This is a genomic window from Cryobacterium sp. PH29-G1 (assembly GCF_030063365.1).
Taxonomy (GTDB): domain Bacteria; phylum Actinomycetota; class Actinomycetes; order Actinomycetales; family Microbacteriaceae; genus Cryobacterium.
Map to the genome: position 1 here is coordinate 420,789 of NZ_JASISY010000001.1, position 18,031 is coordinate 438,819.

An 18,031-nucleotide genomic window follows, 5' to 3' on the forward strand; every position below is an offset into this window, starting at 1 on the left:
GAATTCAGGATGAATGAAGCTCGAACTTCGCGGCATCACGAAGCGCTTCGGTGCGCTGGTCGCCAACAACAACATCTCCCTCACCGTCGAGTCGGGTGAAATTCACGCCCTGTTGGGCGAGAACGGCGCTGGCAAGTCCACCCTGATGAACGTGCTGTACGGCCTGTATCGGGCCGAAGAGGGCGAGATTCTGCTCGACGACAAGGTGCAGAAATTCGCCGGACCCGGCGACGCCATGAACGCGGGAATCGGCATGGTGCACCAGCATTTCATGCTCGTTCCGGTGTTCACCGTGGCCGAGAATGTCGTGCTCGGCCACGAAAAAACCACCTTCGGCGGCCGACTGGATCTCAGCGCGGCCCGTGCCAAGGTGCGGGAAATCTCTGACCGCTTCAATTTCGACATCGATCCCGACGCCCGCATCGAAGACCTGCCGGTCGGCGTGCAGCAACGCGTCGAGATTATCAAAGCGCTCTCCCAAGATGCCAAGGTGCTGGTGTTCGACGAACCCACCGCCGTGCTCACCCCGCAAGAAACCGACGAGCTGATGGTCATCATGCGCCAACTCGCCGAGACCGGAACCTCGATCGTGTTCATCACGCACAAGCTGCGCGAGGTGCGCGCCGTCGCCGACCGCATCACGGTCATCCGTTTGGGCGCCGTCGTCGGTGAAGCATCGCCGACCGCGACCAACGCCGAACTCGCCTCGCTCATGGTCGGCCGCGCTGTTGAACTAACCGTGCACAAGGACGCTCCCGACCTGCGTGGTACCGCGCTATCGGTGAAAAACCTCACGGTGGTTGACGCCCTCAACCAGATCGTCGTGAACAACGTGAGCTTCGACGTGCAGGCCGGTGAAGTGCTCGCCATCGCCGGGGTGCAGGGCAATGGCCAAACCGAATTGACCCAGGCGCTGATCGGCCTGCAGCACCATGTCACCGGATCGATCGACCTCGATGGAAAGCCGTTGCGTGGTTACAGCGTGCGGCACATTCTCGATTCCGGTGTGGGTTTCATTCCCGAGGACCGCACCGAAGACGGCCTCATCTCCGACTTCAGCATCGCCGAGAACCTCATGCTCGACCGCAGCTCGGGGGCACCTTTTGTGAAAGCGGGCAATCTGCAGCTGGGGTTTCGTGCCACGTTCGCCGCGGAGAAGATTGCAGAGTTCGACATCCGTTCGCAGGGGAGCGACATGGAAGCCGGTCGGCTCTCCGGCGGCAACCAGCAGAAGGTCGTACTCGCCCGCGAACTGAGCCGTGAGCTGCGCCTCTTTGTCGCGGCGCAGCCGACTCGAGGGCTCGACGTGGGTTCGATCGAATTCGTGCACACCCGCATCATTGAAACCCGCGACTCCGGTATCCCGGTGATTGTCATATCCACCGAGCTCGACGAAGTTGTCGCTCTCGCCGACCGCATCGCGGTGATGTACCGAGGAGAAATCGTTGGAATTGTGCCCGGTACCACCCCACGTGCCACGCTGGGACTCATGATGGCCGGCGAACCGGCCCCAGCAACGGAGGCGGCACTGTGAGCGACACCTCGGCACCCGCACCGGCAGCCGCAGCACCGGCAGCCCCCGAACCCGGCGGCGCCAAGAAGGACGGGTCGGAACGCTGGACCCAAACCCTGCGCGATATCACCGGTGGCAGCGCCATGATCTCCATCCTGGCCGTTCTGTTCGCGCTCATCGTCGGCGCGGTTCTGATCGCCTTCACCAACGATCGCGTGCAGGAGACCGCGGTGTACTTCTTCTCGCGGCCGGGCGACCTGCTGCGGGCCGTCGGGGATGCCGTTGCGGGGGCCTACTCCGCCCTCTTCCAGGGCGCCATCTATAACTTTCGTGCCAACAACTTTCTCACCGCGATTCGTCCGTTGACCGAGACGCTCACCTTCGCGACGCCGCTGATCGCGGCCGGTCTCGGCGTAGGTCTCGCTTTTCGAGTGGGAATGTTCAACATCGGTGGCCGTGGCCAGATGCTGATTGCCGCCGGCGCCGCCGGTTGGGTTGCCTTCGCCGTGGAGCTGCCGGCCGGCATCCACCTGATCGTCGCCGTTCTGGCCGGACTGCTCGGTGGGGCCATCTGGGGCGGAATCGTGGGCCTGCTCAAGGCGCGCACCGGCGCGCACGAGGTGATCGTCACGATCATGCTCAACTTCGTGGCCCTGTATCTCATTCAGTTTCTGCTGCGCACCCCGGGCGCCCTGCAGGCTCCCGGCAGCAACAACCCGAAGACACCGGCCATGTTGTCCACCGCGATCTTTCCCGATCTGTTCGGGCCGCGTTACAACCTCCACGCCGGTTTCCTCACCGTCATTGCGGCCACGATCTTCGTCTGGTGGCTGCTGAGCCGGTCCAGCCTCGGGTTTCAGTTTCGCGCCGTCGGGCAGAACCCGCGCGCGGCCCGCGTCGCCGGCATCAACGTGAAAAACATCTACATGTACGCCATGGCCATCTCGGGGGCCCTCGTTGGCCTAGCCGGGATCAACCAGGTACTGGGCACGGTGACCACCGGGTTCGGCGCCGGCATCGATGCCGGAATCGGCTTCGACGCCATCACGGTGGCCCTGCTCGGTCGGTCAAAACCGTGGGGAATCTTCGCCGCCGGCATCCTCTTTGGTGCTTTCAAAGCCGGTGGGTTCGCCATGCAGGCAGCCGAGGGCGTACCGATCGATATCGTCGTGGTCGTGCAGGCCCTGATCGTGTTGTTCATTGCGGCCCCGCCGTTGGTGCGCGCCATGTTCCACCTGCCCACCCCCGGCACCACCAAGAAACCGAAAATTCGGGTTGTCAAGGCCCACAAGACCAACGAGGTGGTGGCGAAATGAGCACGATCACACAGAGCCCCGCCCCCACGCCGGCGTCGGCACCAATCGTGAAGGCGACGGCGGCGAGTCGCAGCTGGAAGATTCCGATCACCCTCGGCGGCTTCGCCGTGCTGTCGTTGTTCCTGTTTGTTTTGCTCGGTCGTGGCCAGCGCGGTGAGCTGAGCACCTTCCGCCTGTCCCAGGCCCGTGACGTGATCCAATTGCCCGCGGTAGCCCTGCCGACCTTCATCACCGGCGTGGTCGTCGCCATCGTGCTGGTGCTTCTGGCTGCACTGTCGGCCTGGATGGTCTACCGCCGCATCAAGATCCCGATCATCTATTCCATTCTGTTCGCCATACTGTTTCTGGTCGGGTTTCTGGCGTGGGCGGCATCCGGTTCCACGATTCCGGTGCCCGGACTGTTGATCGGAACGGTCACCCTCAGCGCCCCGCTCATCTTCGGAGCTCTCGGCGGCGTGCTGTCAGAACGCGCCGGCGTGGTGAACGTGGCGATCGAGGGTCAGTTGCTGGCGGGAGCCTTCAGCTCGGCGGTCGTCGCCTCTGCGACGGGTAACCCGTACCTCGGCCTGCTCGCGGCCATGGTCGCCGGCGCGCTCGTGGCGATGGTGCTCGCCGCTTTCTCGCTGAAATACCTCGTCGACCAGGTCATCGTCGGCGTCGTGCTCAACGTGCTCGTGATCGGACTCACGAGCTTTCTGTACTCCCAGGTGCTCGCCCCCAGCAAGAACCTGAACTCACCTGACGTCTTTCCCCAACTCGACATTCCGTTTCTCAGTGAGATTCCGATCATTGGTCCGGTGCTCTTTCGTCAGACCATCATCGTCTACGTCATGTACTTCGCCATTGCGATCGTGTATTTCGGCCTGTTTCGCACCAAGTGGGGCCTGCGCGTGCGGGCCGTGGGTGAGCATCCACAAGCCGCCGACACTGTGGGCATCAACGTCAACCGCACCCGCTTCGTATCCGTCACCCTCGGCGGCGTCGTCTCAGGCTTCGGTGGTGCGTACTTCACGCTGGGTGCGGTGGGAGCATTCAACAAGGAAATGACCAACGGCATGGGCTTCATCGCCCTCGCCGCGGTGATCTTCGGCCAGTGGCATCCGATCAAGGCCACCCTGGCGGCACTCCTGTTCGGTTTCGCGACCAACCTGCAGAATGTGTTGGGCATCATCGGCTCGCCGGTGCCGAGCGAATTCATGCTCATGCTGCCTTACGTCGTGACCATCTTCGCCGTTGCCGGGTTCGTCGGCCGCTCGCGGGCGCCGGCCGCCGACGGAAAGCCGTACATCAAGTGACCGCTGTCACCGTGGACTGGGCGGCACTGCGCGAGGCCGCCCGCGCCGCCATGGCCACCGCCTATGTGCCGTATTCGAAGTTTCCGGTCGGTGCCGCGGCGCTGGTCGATGACGGGCGGGTGGTCAGCGGATGCAACGTGGAGAACGCCTCGTACGGCCTCACCCTGTGCGCCGAATGCGGCCTGGTGTCCAACCTGCACTTGAGCGGCGGCGGCCACCTCGTGGCGTTCACCTGCGTCGACGGCAATGGGGGCCTTCTCATGCCCTGCGGTCGCTGCCGGCAGTTGCTCTACGAACACTCCGCGCCGGGCATGCTGCTCGAAACGGTCTCGGGGGTCAAGACCATCGACGAGGTACTGCCGGATGCTTTCGGGCCGCGCCAACTCGCCGAGTACCGCGCCGGCACCGCCTCCTAACACCGTCCAGCTTCACACCACCGCTTCCTAAGGAGTCTGCCCCGTGACCACCATCGAAGCGTTTGATGCCGTCGACCTGATACACACCAAGCGGGATCGCGGTGAGCTGAGTACCGCGCAAATCGACTGGCTCATCGACGCCTACACCCGTGGCTATGTGGGCGACGAACAGATGGCCGCCATGACCATGGCGATTTTTCTGAACGGCATGACCCGAAACGAGATTCGCGCGCTCACCATGGCGATGCTCGCCAGCGGCGAACGGATGAGCTTCGCCGGGCTCGGCAAGCCGACCACCGACAAGCATTCCACCGGTGGTGTTGGTGACAAGATCACCCTGCCGCTCATGCCGCTCGTCGCCGTGTTCGGCGCGGCCGTGCCGCAGCTGTCCGGCCGTGGCCTCGGCCACACCGGCGGCACGCTCGACAAGCTCGAGTCGATTCCCGGATGGCGCGCCAACCTCAGCAACGCCGAGATGCTCAAGCAGCTGCAGGATATCGGCGGCGTGGTGTGTGCGGCCGGCAGCGGTCTGGCTCCGGCCGACGGCAAGCTCTACGCCCTGCGCGACATCACCGGCACGGTCGAGGCCATTCCGCTGATCGCGTCGTCGATCATGTCGAAGAAGATCGCCGAGGGCACGAGTGCGCTCGTGCTCGACGTGAAATTCGGCTCCGGCGCTTTTCTGAAGGACATCGAACGGTCGCGGGAACTGGCGCGCACGATGGTGGAGCTCGGCGAGGATGCCGGGGTGGCGACATCCGCTCTGTTGACCAACATGAACGTGCCGCTCGGTTGTGCAATCGGCAATGCCAATGAGGTGCGCGAGTCGGTCGAGGTGCTCGCCGGTGGCGGCCCGGCCGATGTGGTCGAACTCACCGTGGCCCTGGCCGAGGAGATGCTCGCCCTCGCGGGAATCACGGGCGTCGATGTGGCGGCCGCACTCACCGACGGCCGGGCCATGGACAAGTGGCGGGCCGTGATTCGGGCGCAGGGCGGCGACCCGGATGCCGCGCTGCCGGTCGCGCGCGAGACGCACGTCGTGCTGGCCGAGAGATCCGGCGTGCTGGTTGAGCAGCAGGCCCTGCCCTTCGGCATCGGGGCCTGGCGGCTCGGTGCCGGGCGGGCGCGCAAGCAGGACCCGGTGCAGCATGCCGCCGGTATCGACCTGCACGCCAAGCCCGGCGACACCGTGGTCAAGGGGCAGCCCCTGTTCACGCTCAGCGCCGACGAGCCGGAACGGTTCAGCCGTGCCCTCAAAGCCGTGGAGGGTGCCTGGCGCATCGGCGACCCGGGGGAGCCCGTGCAAGATGGCGGTCCGCTGATCGCGGAGCGCATCGGCAACCACTAACAGCTGCTAGCCCGGGCTGCTGCCCGGGCGCTGGTTACCAGGGCCAACTGCTGTCTGGGCACGCTGGTCTCCCTCCGGGAATTCACGCGCAGAAGCGTTGGCCCGGCCAGATCACGCGCGAGGGGACATCTTTGGCCCCATGGGTTTCGTGAGATGCCACGTTCGGCCCCTTGGCGGGGTCTCATGGGGCCGATCTTGTCGTCTCGCGCGGGGTGCGCGAGGTTCATGGGGCGGAATGCGTCGTCTCGCGGGCGAGGGGCAGCTTTACTGGGCCGATGTGGTCGATCGGGGCAGAAGAGCCCGAGCGACCAGGCCTGTGGATAACTCTTCGCGGAGGGCGGGGTTGTGGCACCCTCAAGCCATGCACAATCGAACTCCGCTCCCGCCCGACCTGGCTGACCGGGCCTTCACCGTTGCCGAGGCTCAAGCGGCGGGCCTCTCGGCGAAGCGAATGCGCTCGGGCGACATCGAGCATCCGTTTTGGGGTATCTGCCTGGCGGCGAGGGGCAATCAGGATGTAACCGACCGCTGCCGGACCTTCCTGCCACGGATGCCCGCAGGCGCCTTCTTCAGCCACACCACGGCGGCCGTGCTCCACGGGATGCCCCTTCCGGGAACTCTCGAAACCGACCCGCGTATCCACGTGACCGTAGTGGGTTCGGACCGTGCGCTGCGTGGCGCGGGGGTGATCGGGCACAGCTCAGTGGACCGTCCCGGGGTGAAAGACCTCGCCGGGATGCCAGTGCTCGAGCCGATCGCGACTTGGTGCCGACTGGCATCCGTTTTGCAGCTGAACGACCTGGTGGCGGCCGGAGATCATCTGCTGCGTGCGGAGCTCGGACTCGCGACGGCCCCCGAGATTGCCGCGCGGGTTGTGCAGTATGCGGGGCATCGCGGCGCCCGCCGCCTGCGCGCCGCCGAGGCACTGATTCGGCCTCGGGTGGAATCCCGCAGGGAAACATTTCTGCGCCTGTTTCTCATTGTGTGTGGGTTTCCGGAGCCGGAGACTAACCGGGATATTCCGCTGCCGAGGGGTAAACGGCGCGTGCGCGGGGACCTGGTTTACTTTCGCTACAAGGTGCTCGTGGAATACGACGGGGAGCAGCATCGCACCGACGATGTTCAGCACAACCGCGATGCCGAACGACTGCACGACCTGCGCGAAGCCGGGTGGTTGGTGATCACGGTGCGTAAGGGGTCGTCGAAAGACTGGGTGCGCGACGCCGTAGCTGCGGCGCTGCGGTCGCGGGGGTGGCGCCCGTAAGCGTGTCCGACGATGCCAGGGTCGAGCCGGCGAGCACAATCGTCGTGGACGTCTGAACTCAGGCCAGATCCGCCGTGGCCAAATGACCGGGCATAAAGCACGGTCCGTGCCTAAGCTGAAGGCATGCAAAAGCGCACCCTTGGAAAAACCGGCCGCACTGTTTCGGTAATCGGCCTCGGCACCTGGCAACTCGGCGCCGACTGGGGCGCCGTGTCTGACGAAGAAGCGACCGGGGTGATCGCGGCATCTGCTGATGCAGGAATCACCTTCTTTGATACAGCGGATGTCTACGGTGACGGCCGCAGCGAACGCCTGATCGGGCATGTTCTGGCGCACGATGCCCCCGGTGTGGAGATCACCGTGGCCACCAAAATGGGTCGACGTCTGGAACAGCTGCCCGAAAATTTTGTGCTGGCCAATTTTCGCGCGTGGACCGACCGGTCGCGTACCAACCTGGGCGTTGACACCCTCGACCTGGTACAGCTGCACTGCCCGCCGAGTTCGGTCTTCGAGTCCGGTGAGGTATACGACGCGCTCGACACCCTCGTTGACGAGGGTGTCATCAGCAACTACGGCGTGAGCGTGGAAACCTGCGACCAGGCCCTCGCCGCGATCAGCCACCCGGGCGTCGCCACGGTGCAGATCATCCTGAACGCCTTTCGACTCAAACCGCTCGACGAGGTACTGCCGGCCGCGCGCGCCGCCGGGGTCGGCATCATTGCGCGGGTTCCGCTGGCCAGCGGCCTGCTCACCGGCAAATATTCGCGCGAGACCGTCTTCGCCGCGAGTGATCACCGCAACTTTAACCGTGACGGCAGCCACTTCGATGTGGGAGAGACGTTCTCCGGCGTCGACTTCGAGGTGGGGCTGCAGGCCGCCACCGAATTCGCCGCCCTCGCCCCGGCCGGCCTCACCCCGGCGCAGGCCGCCCTGGCCTGGGTCGCGCAGATCGACGGGGTGAGCGCTGTCATTCCGGGAGCACGTTCGGTCGCGCAGGCTCAGGGCAACGCCGCAGCCGGTGTGGCCGAACCGCTCGACCTGGCCTTCAACGAAGGGGTGCAGGATATTTACGACCGGTTGCTGCGGGAGCAGATCCACCCGCGCTGGTGATGCGGCCAACGCGATTCAGTCGAGGTCGTCGGGATCTTTGCCGGTGCGTTCGCCGCTGTTGAGCTCCGCGATAGCGGCCAGATCGGCGGCATCGAGCGCAATGTCAAAAACGTCGATGTTGGCACGGATGCGGGCCGGCGTGACCGACTTGGGAATGACAATGTTGCCGAGCGCCAGATGCCAGGCAATCACGATCTGAGCCGCCGATTTGTCGTGCTTGACGCCGATCGCGTCGAGGGTGTCGTTGCCGATCGCGCGCCCCCGCGCCAGCGGCGACCAGGCCTCGGTGCGGATGCCGTGGGCCGCGTCATAGGCGCGCACCGCAGTTTGTGGCAGCCAGGGATGGAGCTCAACCTGGTTGAGCACGGGTACGACGTCGGTTTCGGCCAGCAGCCGATCGAGATGATGCGGGTGAAAATTAGAGACCCCGATCGAGCGGGCGCGGCCGTCGGTGCGGAGCTGTTCGAGGGCCCGATAGGTCTCGATGTAGCGATCCTGGTGCGGGGCGGGCCAGTGGATCAGATAGAGATCGACGTAGTCGAGTCCGAGTTTGGTCAGGCTCTCGTCGAATGCCCGCAGCGTTTCGTCGTAGCCGTGCCGATCGTTCCAGACCTTGGTGGTGACGAACACGTCGTCGCGGGGCACGCTCGAACGCGCCAGGCCCAGCCCGACGCCGACCTCATTGTCATAGAGCGCGGCGGTGTCGATATGACGGTACCCGGCGTCGAGCGCGACCTGCACGGTATCGGCGGCGAGGGCATCCGCTATTTTGTAGACCCCGAGACCGAGCTGGGGAATGGAATGGCCATCGTTGAGGGGGAGGGAGATCATGCCACCATGCTACGAGACCTGGATTTGGATGGGCTCGGTGTCGGGGATGGGGCTGATGTCGCGCCCGCGCAGGTCGGGGTGCCAGCGTCGACCGAGCGCGGGAATGATGCAGCCGAGGCCGGCGAAACCCGCGGCGACATAGATGGCCGCGACCGGTCCGAAGTGGTCGATCGAGAACCCGGCGATGGCGGAGCCCATGGCGGCGCCGATCAGCTGGCCGGTACCCACCCAGCCGTAGGCTTCGGCGGTGTCGCTGAACTTCACGCTCGCCGAGACGATGCCGAACAACACCGCGAAGGCGGGAGCGATGCCGACCCCGGCCAGGAGCAGCGCGAAGGAGAGCCACCAGAAGGTGAGCCACAGACTCGCCAGGGCGAGACCGACCGTGACGATGAGCATGCGGCCGGCCAGGGCCCACGGGCCGATCGGGGCGTGGCCGAGCGCGAGCCCGCCGATGAGTGAACCGATCGCGAAGATGCCGAGTACCCAGCCGGCGTCGGCGCTGCCGTGCCCGAATACCGCAACCACTCCGGCTTCGACGGCGGCGCAGGCCGCGACGAGGGTGAACCCGACGACGGTGCTGAGCAGTACTTCGGGCTTTTTGAGCACGACGCCGAGCTTGCGGCGACTGCGTGGAATGCGCACCCGGCCCACTTCGGGCAGCGAGACGAACCAGATCCCGCCGGCCACCAGAAAGAAAGCGGCGAGCAGGATGCCCGCGGTCGTCGACACTTGCAGCGCCACGAAGGTCGCGATCACCGGGCCGAGCACCCAGATGATCTCCTGCGCGGAGGCGTCGAGTGCGAACAGCGGGGTGAGCTGACGGGAGTTGACGATCTTGGGATAGATGGTGCGCACGGCCGGTTGGATCGGCGGGGTGGACAGGCCGGCGACGAATCCGATGACCATGAGGCTCGAAATGGCCAGCGGAACCAGCGCCATGACGATGATCGAGACCGCACAGATGAACATGGTCGCGACGATCACGGGGCGCATGCCGAGTCGGCCCATCAAACGACTGGTGAGCGGGCCGGCGATGGCCTGACCGATGCTCATGGCGCCGAGGACCAGCCCGGCCGCGCCATAGGAATCAAAAATCCGTTCAATGTGAATGAGAAACGCGAGCGAGAGCATTCCGAAGGGAAAACGGGCCGTCAGCTGAGCGCCGATCAGGCGGGATACGCCGGGCGTACGCAGGAGGGTCCAGTAACTTTTCACAGTGTTCCCAGTCTACGGTCGGGAGTGTCGAAATCGGGGGAGAGGACGTGCCCCCATGCGGGCCGGTCAGAGGGCCGAGTCGTCGTCGGCCCCGGTGAGGTGCTTACGAAATTCGAGGTACCCGAGCGATTCCCAGTCAGCCTCGAGGTCGAATTGGGGCTCGTAGCCCAGCGCGACGTACAACGCGACCGCTTCGGGCTGGCGCGGTCCCGTCGTCAGCATGATCGAGGGGATCCCGCGCCGACCGGCCTCCGCCTCGAGCTCCGCCATGACCTGGCGCGCGAGCCCGCGGCGCCGCTTTGCCGAGTGGGTCCACACCCGTTTCACCTCGACGGTCGTCTCGTTCGCCCGCATGAAGGCACCGCCGGCGCCCGCGTGGCCGTTCTCCACCAGCAGTACGAAAGCACCGCCAGCACTCGGCAGAAACCGCCGGGCCGGATACCGGCTGAGTTCGATCGAGGCCGGAACTCCATCGTGGCTGCCGTACCGCTCGTCGTATTCGCGGGAGAGTTCGGCGACCAGCGGCGCCGCCAGCGGGTCGGTCGGCGAGGTGTACAAAATGTTCGGGGATCGTGTGGGCACTACCCGACGATAGAACCGCAGCATCCGCTCGTCAAAATGAAAGGTGAGAGTGCAAAAGCACGATTTCCGAGGGCCGCCCGTGCATTAGGCTCGTTAGGTCTCATCCCGCGTGCAGGCTTCACTGGCGAACCTGTGCATTTTTGACCAATTCGAGAAGGAAGTGCCATGCGCGCACGATTCATTATTCCGGCGTTCGCAGCCGGGGCAGTGCTGTTGCTCACCGGTTGTGTCGACAATTCGACTCCCGCCGCGACGACTGCCCCCGATGCGGCCAGCACGATTGAAGCGGATGCTGCCGCGGTCGCGTTGCTCCCCGCCGATATCAAGAGCGCAGGCGTGCTCGTGATCGGCACCGACGCGGCGTACCCGCCGAACGAGTTCAAGGATGATGCGGGTGCACCGATCGGCTGGGGCATCGAACTCTCCAACGGTATCGCCGCCAAGCTCGGCCTGACCACCAAGTACCAGATCGCGTCGTTCGACAACATCATTCCCAGCATCACCGGCGGCACCGTCGACATCGGCGAATCCTCCTTCACCGACAACCTCGAGCGCGAGAAGCAGGTTGACTTCGTCAACTACTACAACGCCGGCATTCTCTGGGCCTCGCCCACCGGAAGCACCGTCGACCCCGACAACGCCTGCGGCCTGACCGTGGCCGTGCAGTCCAACACCGTAGAAGACACCGATGAGCTGCCGGCCAAGAGCGCGGCCTGCGTCGCCGCCGGCAAGGAGAAGATCGAGGTTCTGCCCTACGGTTCGCAGGACGAAGCGACCAACGCGGTCGTGCTCGGCAAGGCCGACGCCCTCAGCGCCGACTCGCCCGTCACCCTGTACGCCATCTCCAAGGCTGACGGCAAGCTGCAGAAGGCCGGCGAGAGCTTCGACACGGCGCCGTACGGCATCACGGTCGATAAAGGTTCGGAATTGACCAAGGCCGTGCAGGCTGCTCTGCAGTCCATGGTCGACGACGGTTCCTACGCCAAGATCCTTGACACCTGGGGTGTTACCGACGGCGGTATCGACACCATCACGATCAACGCTGCATCCAACGGCTAGAGAGCGCGACTTTCATCATGACTGACACGGCCGCGACCGCCGAAAAGACGGAGCCCGGAATCAAGGCGATTCGTCTGCGCCATCCCTGGCGTAATACCTTCGCGGTCGTGTTGCTCATCATCGTGGCGTTGTTCATCGCCGATGCGGCGATGCGGCCGGCCTATAACTGGCCGGCCGTTGGCAAATATCTGTTTGACCAGCGCATCTCCCAGGCGGCGTTCGTCACCCTGCAGCTCACGGTGTACTCGATGATCATCGCGATCATTCTCGGCGTGACGCTGGCCATCATGCGACTGTCACCGAACCCGGTGGTCAACAGCATGGCCTGGGTCTACCTCTGGGTATTCCGGGGCACACCGGTCTATGTTCAACTGGTCTTTTGGGGCCTGATCGGTACGATCTACCAGTCGATCGATATCGGGCTGCCGTTCACCGATCCGTGGGTGTCCTTTCCCACCCGGGTCGCGCTGAGTGCGTTCATTCTCGCGATCATCGGGCTGGCCCTGAACGAGGCCGCCTATATGGCCGAAATTGTGCGGGCCGGGCTGCTCTCGGTGGACAGCGGACAGGAAGAAGCCGCCACCGCGCTCGGTATGAGCTGGTTTCAAACCATGGTGCGCGTGATCGTTCCGCAGTCGATGCGGGTGATCATCCCGCCGGCCGGCAACGAGGTCATCTCGATGCTGAAGACCACCTCGCTGGTCACGGCGATCCCGTTCACCCTCGAGCTCTACACGCGCTCCCGTGATATCTCGGCCGTCACCTTCGAGACGGTGCCGATGCTCCTCGTCGCATCGATCTGGTACCTGTTCTTCACCTCCATCCTTATGGTCGGCCAGTACTTTCTGGAGAAGCGCTTCGCCCGGGGCATCGGCGACCGTCGTCCCGACAAAAAAGCGGATGACGCCACCGCCGCCATGACGGGCGTCACCCCCGTGGTCGGTGGCAATCAGCCCACCGTCGTGCTGCCGCCCAATGATCCAGACCAGGGAGACCGCCGATGAGCGCTGCGAACGATACGCCCATGGTGGTCGCTGACCGCGTCTCCAAGAGCTTCGGTTCCAACGAGGTGCTCAAGAGCATCTCCCTCGAGGTCAAAAGCGGAGAGGTGATGTGCCTGGTCGGGCCGAGCGGCTCGGGCAAGTCCACCTTCCTCCGCTGCATCAACCACCTCGAGGTGGTGTCGTCCGGGCGGCTGAGCGTCGACGGTGAACTCATCGGCTATCGCGAGGCCAACAACAGGCTTTATGAGATGCGCCCGAAAGAGGCCGCTCGGCAGCGCCGCGACATCGGCATGGTCTTTCAGCGCTTCAACCTGTTTCCGCACATGACCGCGTTGCAGAACGTGATGGAAGCACCCATCCGGGTCAAAGGATTGTCCAAGGCCGGGGTCGAGGCCAACGCTCGCACCCTGCTGGCCCGAGTCGGCCTGGCCGAACGGGCCGACTATTACCCGGCGCACCTGTCCGGGGGGCAACAGCAGCGGGTGGCGATTGCGCGTGCCCTCGCCATGGAACCCAAGCTCATGCTGTTCGATGAGCCGACCAGTGCGCTCGACCCCGAGCTCGTCGGTGAGGTGCTCGACGTGATGCAGAATCTCGCGCGCGACGGAATGACCATGATCGTGGTCACCCACGAGATGGGTTTCGCCAAAGAGGTCGCCGACTCTCTCGTCTTCATGGACGGCGGCGTCGTGGTCGAGAGTGGCGTGCCCACCGAAGTGTTGACCAACCCCCAACACGCGCGCACCCAAGCCTTCCTCTCCAAGGTCCTCTAGCCCCGTCTGTTGTTGCCCGGGCCCGGGCCCGGAAACTGGGCCCATGATAGATCATGGGCCCAGTTGCATAGGGTGGGCCCGGCCAGCACACGACCGCAGCGACGCCCCTAACCCGCGAGCACCTTCTGGATGCGCTGCAGCGAGACGGATTCCGCTGCCTTCAGCTCCTGAGCGAACAGGCTGATGCGCAGCTCCTCGATCATCCAGCGGGCGCGCAGAACCGGCGCCGCGGCATCCGCTTTCAACGGCATGGTGCCGCCGGCGTTCTCGAATCGGGTCGTGGCGGCCTGGGTTTCGTTCATCCAGACCCGGTCGCGGCTGGGGTTATCGACAAGTTTCGGTACCCGCGCGCTGATGCCGCCGAGGTAGCGCGGCAGGTGCCGCAGCTGGGCGAGGCCGGTTTCGCTGACGAAACCTGGGTAGACCAGGGCGGTGAGCTGTTGGCGGGCATCGCTGATTCCGGGCAGCAACGCCATGCTCGTCGCGGCTTTGAGCGCCTTATCGGCCACCCGGCTCGCGGTCAGTATGCGGGCGACGAGGCCCACGGTTTCGAACATGGAATCCATCACCACCCCCGAGACACGGTCTCGAATCGTGTCGAACTCGGCCTTCATGAACACCTGGCCGTCGGGCCGCACCCGAAAGAGCACGTCGTCGACGGCGGCGGCGAGGCAGTCCTCGAACAGGGCCTGCGTGCTCTTGTACGGGCTGGTCGCAAGGCTGAGCTTCTCGGCGGCGGTGAGGTGCTGCTGCACATAGGCCGCCGGTGACGGCGTCGCGAGCAACAGCAGCCGGCGCACGCCGCGTGGCAGCGCACGGGCCTGTTCCAGCTCGGTGCTCATCATACGAATAGAAACGGATGCCCCGTCATCGACGAGCGTCGGATACCCGCGAATTGTGTTGTCGCCCTGCTTGGTATCGAGAAAGCGGGGGAGCTCGCCGAGATCCCAGGTAGTGATGCCGCCGCGCTCGATTGCATTGCTCGGCGCCGCGGAACTCGTTGCCTTCGCGACGGATTCCCGCACCCGGGTGCCGAGCCGGCGCTGGAGATCGGCGAGGTCCTTATCGGCGGCGACCGTGCGCCCGCGCTCGTCGGTAACGACGAAGGTCATGCGCAGGTGTGAAGGAACGCGCCCGAGCTCGAAGTCGCGCGCGCTCACCGGAACATAGGTCAGCTTCTGAATGAGGCTGGCCAGGGTCTCGGCGAACGAGGCCACGGGTATCGTCGTCGGCAAGGTTCCCACGATGCCGGGCTCGGCGGGCAGCTCGCCGAGCAGTCGGGCGGCCCAGTCGGCGGCGGGTACAACATTGCGTCGGATGCTCTTGGGCAGTGACTTGATCATGGCGGTCACCAGCTCGGCGCGCAGGCCCGGCACTTGCCAGTCGAAACCGTTCGGAGAGAGACGGGCGAGCAGGGCGAGCGGAATCCGCACCGTCACGCCGTCGTCTTCTTCGCCGGGTTCAAAACGATAACCGAGGGTGAGACGTTGGTCGCCCTGCTGCCAGCTCGGCGGAAAGAGTCCCTCATCGATCTCGGGGGAGTCCTCGGCGACGAGAGCATCGGCGGTCATGGTGAGCAGGTCGGGGGTGTCGAACCTGGCGGTACGCCACCACCCCTCGAAGCTCTTGGTCGACGACACCTCGGCCGGAATGCGGCGCTGGTAGAAGTCGAAAACGGCCTCATCATCAAAGAGGATGTCCCGGCGTCGGGTGCGCTCCTCCAACTCGGCCAGTTCCTCGCGCAGGCGCGCATTGGCTCGCTCAAACGCCCACATGCCCGGGTCACCGGTCTGGCCCGGTCGGCCGCCGCGACTCGCGCTGCTGCCGACAGCCGGCGCGCCGTCGGAGCGGCCGGATCCGCGGCCGCTCGAAGCGTTTCCGCCGTCAGCGGAGATGCTGACCCGCTCGTTGCGCGACGGTCCACGCCCGCCGCGGTCGGCTTCCCGCTCGACGGCGTTCGACTGCGGCCCGGAGGCGCGGTCCCACTCGCCCTCAACGAGAGCGTGCCGAATGAACAGCTCCCGGGCATAGGCCGGGTCGATGCGGGAGAACTGCACCCGACGGCGGGCCACGATCGGCACGCCGTACAGCGTGACGCGTTCGTAGACCACGGCGGCGCCCTGCTTCATTTCCCAGTGCGGTTCGGAGTAGCTGCGCTTGCACAGATTGCCGGCGAGCGGCTCGGCCCAGGCCGGGTCGACGACTGCATTCATGCGGGCGAAGAGCCGGCTGGTCTCGACCAGCTCGGCGCTCATGACCGCGCTGGGCTGTTTCTTGGCCAGCGTCGATCCGGGAAACAGCACGAAACGTTGCTGGCGGGCGCCAATGTAGTCCTTCTTGGCGACATCCTTGAGTCCGATGTGTGAGAGCAGCCCGGCCAGCAACGACCGGTGCACACCGTCGGGGTTGGCGCTGGCCTCGCCGAGGTGCAGGCCGAGTGGTTTGGCGAGCTGGCGCAACTGGCGCAGCACGTCTTGCCATTCGCGCACCCGCAGATAGTTGAGGTACTCGTTCTTGCACAACCGTCGGAACGCGCTCGAGCCCAATTCGGACTGCTGCTTCTCCAGGTAGTTCCAGAGGTTGAGCAGGCTGAGAAAGTCGCTCGTGGGGTCGGCGAACCGAGCATGAAATTGATCGGCCTGTGCGCGTCGTTCGAGCGGGCGTTCCCGCGGATCCTGGATGGTGAGTCCGGCGACGATGGCCATGACTTCCCGGCTGGTGCCCTGGGTTTTCGACTCGATCACCATGCGGCCGAACCGCGGATCGATCGGCAATTGCGCGAGCTGCTGACCGATGCGGGTGAGCCGCGGGGTGGCCGGGCCGGTGTTGGGGCGAGCGGCAGCATCCGCTTCGGTAGTGGCACGAGACGCGCCGCGCCCGCTCTTGGTGCGGGTGCCCTCCGCCTCGATGGCGCCGAGTTCGGCGAGCAGGTCGAGGCCGTCCTTGATATTGCGAGAGTCTGGCGGGGTTAAGAAAGGGAAGGAGGCGATGTCGCCGAGGCCGAGCGAGATCATCTGCAGGATAACGGCGGCAAGGTTGGTGCGCAGAATCTCCGGCTCGGTATATTCCGGACGACGCATATAGTCTTCTTCGGAGTAGAGCCGAATGGCGATACCGTCGCTGGTGCGCCCGCTGCGCCCGCTGCGCTGGTTGCCCGAGGCCTGGGAGATTGCCTCGATCGGCAGCCGCTGCACCTTGGACCGCACGCTGTACCGGCTGATGCGAGCGGTTCCCGCGTCGATGACATAGCGGATGCCCGGCACCGTCAGGCTGGTCTCGGCCACGTTGGTGGCGAGCACGATGCGACGTTTGACCCCGGCAACCGTCGACGGCTGGAACACGCGATGCTGGTCGGCCGACGACAGCCGGCCGTAGAGCGGCAGCACCTCGGTGGGGTTGCGACTGGCCGAGGAGGCGTACTTTCCCTGCAGGGCGTCTGCGGCGTCGCGAATCTCGGTCTCGCCGGAGAGAAAGACGAGCACGTCGCCGTCGGATTCCCGTTCGAGCTCGTCGAGGGCCGTGGTGATGCCCTCGATATAGTCGCGGTCCACCGGGGGAGCGGCATCCGTTGTCTCGTCATCGTCGAGGCCTGGTTCGGCGACGAGCGGGCGGTAGCGAATCTCCACCGGGAAGGTGCGCCCGGAAACCTCGACGACCGGCGCCGGGGTGCCATCGGCGGCCGCGAAATGCTTCGCGAAACTGGCCGGGTCGATGGTGGCCGAGGTGATGATGAGTTTCAGATCGGGGCGTTTGGGCAGCAGCTGCCGCAGGTAGCCGAGCAGAAAGTCAATGTTGAGGCTGCGCTCGTGCGCCTCGTCAATGATGATCGTGTCGTACTTGCGCAGCATACGATCGCGGTGAATCTCGTTCAAGAGGATGCCGTCGGTCATCAACTTGATGCGGGTGTCGGCGCCGACTTTATCGGTGAACCGCACCTGGTAGCCCACCAGCTGGCCGACCTCTTGGCCGAGTTCCTCGGCGATGCGCTCGGCGATGGTGCGCGCGGCGAGCCGGCGCGGCTGGGTATGACCGATGTTCTTGCGCCCGAGTTCGAGGCAGATCTTGGGCAGTTGGGTGGTCTTGCCCGACCCGGTCGACCCGGCCACGATGACCACCTGGTTGTCACGGATGGCGCGGGCGATATCCTCGCGGCGCTGGCTGACCGGCAATTCGGGCGGGAAGGTGATCTCAACGTTTTCCATGGATCTTCTATCGTACTTCGCCCCGGTCGTGCGCTCCTTCCCGCAGCTTCGGTGAAAAATCGGGTGCTCCCTTTCGCGGAGAGTGAACATCGGGTGCTTG

14 protein-coding genes are annotated in these 18,031 nt (G+C 65.2%); 10 read left to right on the forward strand and 4 right to left on the reverse strand.

Annotated features, from left to right (window positions below; all coding sequences use genetic code 11):
* Positions 1–13 precede the first annotated feature (13 nt).
* From QMK22_RS01945 to QMK22_RS01975, 7 genes are all read left to right on the forward strand, one after another.
* Complete coding sequence (locus tag QMK22_RS01945; protein ID WP_283495937.1) at positions 14–1,534, forward strand: ABC transporter ATP-binding protein; 1,521 nt, start codon at positions 14–16, stop codon at positions 1,532–1,534.
* The gene (locus QMK22_RS01950; protein ID WP_502856827.1) at positions 1,531–2,829 is read left to right on the forward strand and encodes an ABC transporter permease; all 1,299 of its coding nucleotides are present in this window, start codon (positions 1,531–1,533) and stop codon (positions 2,827–2,829) included. The genes QMK22_RS01945 and QMK22_RS01950 overlap by 4 nt, the downstream gene beginning before the upstream one ends.
* Positions 2,826–4,124, forward strand: coding sequence for an ABC transporter permease (locus QMK22_RS01955; RefSeq protein WP_283495938.1), 1,299 nt, complete (start codon positions 2,826–2,828; stop codon positions 4,122–4,124). The genes QMK22_RS01950 and QMK22_RS01955 overlap by 4 nt, the downstream gene beginning before the upstream one ends.
* Positions 4,121–4,540 (forward strand): cytidine deaminase, encoded by a 420-nt coding sequence (locus QMK22_RS01960; RefSeq protein WP_283495939.1) that lies wholly within the window; start codon positions 4,121–4,123, stop codon positions 4,538–4,540. The genes QMK22_RS01955 and QMK22_RS01960 overlap by 4 nt, the downstream gene beginning before the upstream one ends.
* 43 nt (positions 4,541–4,583) lie before the next feature.
* Complete coding sequence (locus tag QMK22_RS01965) at positions 4,584–5,888, forward strand: thymidine phosphorylase (protein ID WP_283495940.1); 1,305 nt, start codon at positions 4,584–4,586, stop codon at positions 5,886–5,888.
* A gap of 361 nt (positions 5,889–6,249) precedes the next feature.
* Positions 6,250–7,152, forward strand: coding sequence for a DUF559 domain-containing protein (locus tag QMK22_RS01970; protein WP_283495941.1), 903 nt, complete (start codon positions 6,250–6,252; stop codon positions 7,150–7,152).
* A gap of 123 nt (positions 7,153–7,275) precedes the next feature.
* The gene (locus tag QMK22_RS01975) at positions 7,276–8,262 is read left to right on the forward strand and encodes an aldo/keto reductase (protein WP_283495942.1); all 987 of its coding nucleotides are present in this window, start codon (positions 7,276–7,278) and stop codon (positions 8,260–8,262) included.
* 15 nt (positions 8,263–8,277) lie between these two features.
* On the opposite strand, the gene QMK22_RS01980 is transcribed toward QMK22_RS01975, so the two are convergent.
* From QMK22_RS01980 to QMK22_RS01990, 3 genes are all read right to left on the reverse strand, one after another.
* On the reverse strand, positions 8,278–9,093 hold the full coding sequence (locus QMK22_RS01980; RefSeq protein ID WP_283495943.1) for an aldo/keto reductase: 816 nt from the start codon (positions 9,091–9,093) through the stop codon (positions 8,278–8,280).
* A 9-nt stretch (positions 9,094–9,102) separates the two neighbouring features.
* Entirely contained in the window at positions 9,103–10,311 is a 1,209-nt protein-coding gene (locus tag QMK22_RS01985; protein WP_283495944.1) for an MFS transporter, read from the reverse strand.
* A gap of 66 nt (positions 10,312–10,377) precedes the next feature.
* Positions 10,378–10,893: a GNAT family N-acetyltransferase gene (locus tag QMK22_RS01990; protein ID WP_283495945.1), complete on the reverse strand. Its 516-nt coding sequence runs from the start codon at positions 10,891–10,893 to the stop codon at positions 10,378–10,380.
* Between the two features lie 165 nt (positions 10,894–11,058).
* Between QMK22_RS01990 and QMK22_RS01995 the strand changes: the two genes are divergently transcribed.
* The 3 genes from QMK22_RS01995 to QMK22_RS02005 are packed head-to-tail and all read left to right on the forward strand — an operon-like array spanning position 11,059 to position 13,729.
* On the forward strand, positions 11,059–11,952 hold the full coding sequence (locus QMK22_RS01995) for an ABC transporter substrate-binding protein (protein WP_283495946.1): 894 nt from the start codon (positions 11,059–11,061) through the stop codon (positions 11,950–11,952).
* A 17-nt stretch (positions 11,953–11,969) separates the two neighbouring features.
* Positions 11,970–12,956, forward strand: a complete 987-nt coding sequence (locus QMK22_RS02000; protein ID WP_283495947.1) for an amino acid ABC transporter permease — start codon at positions 11,970–11,972, stop codon at positions 12,954–12,956.
* Positions 12,953–13,729, forward strand: coding sequence for an amino acid ABC transporter ATP-binding protein (locus QMK22_RS02005; RefSeq protein ID WP_283495948.1), 777 nt, complete (start codon positions 12,953–12,955; stop codon positions 13,727–13,729). Before QMK22_RS02000 ends, QMK22_RS02005 begins: the two co-directional genes overlap by 4 nt.
* 107 nt (positions 13,730–13,836) lie before the next feature.
* Here the strand turns inward: QMK22_RS02005 and hrpA are convergent, their stop codons facing one another.
* Positions 13,837–17,931, reverse strand: coding sequence for an ATP-dependent RNA helicase HrpA (hrpA, locus tag QMK22_RS02010; protein WP_502856832.1), 4,095 nt, complete (start codon positions 17,929–17,931; stop codon positions 13,837–13,839).
* Positions 17,932–18,031 lie beyond the last annotated feature (100 nt).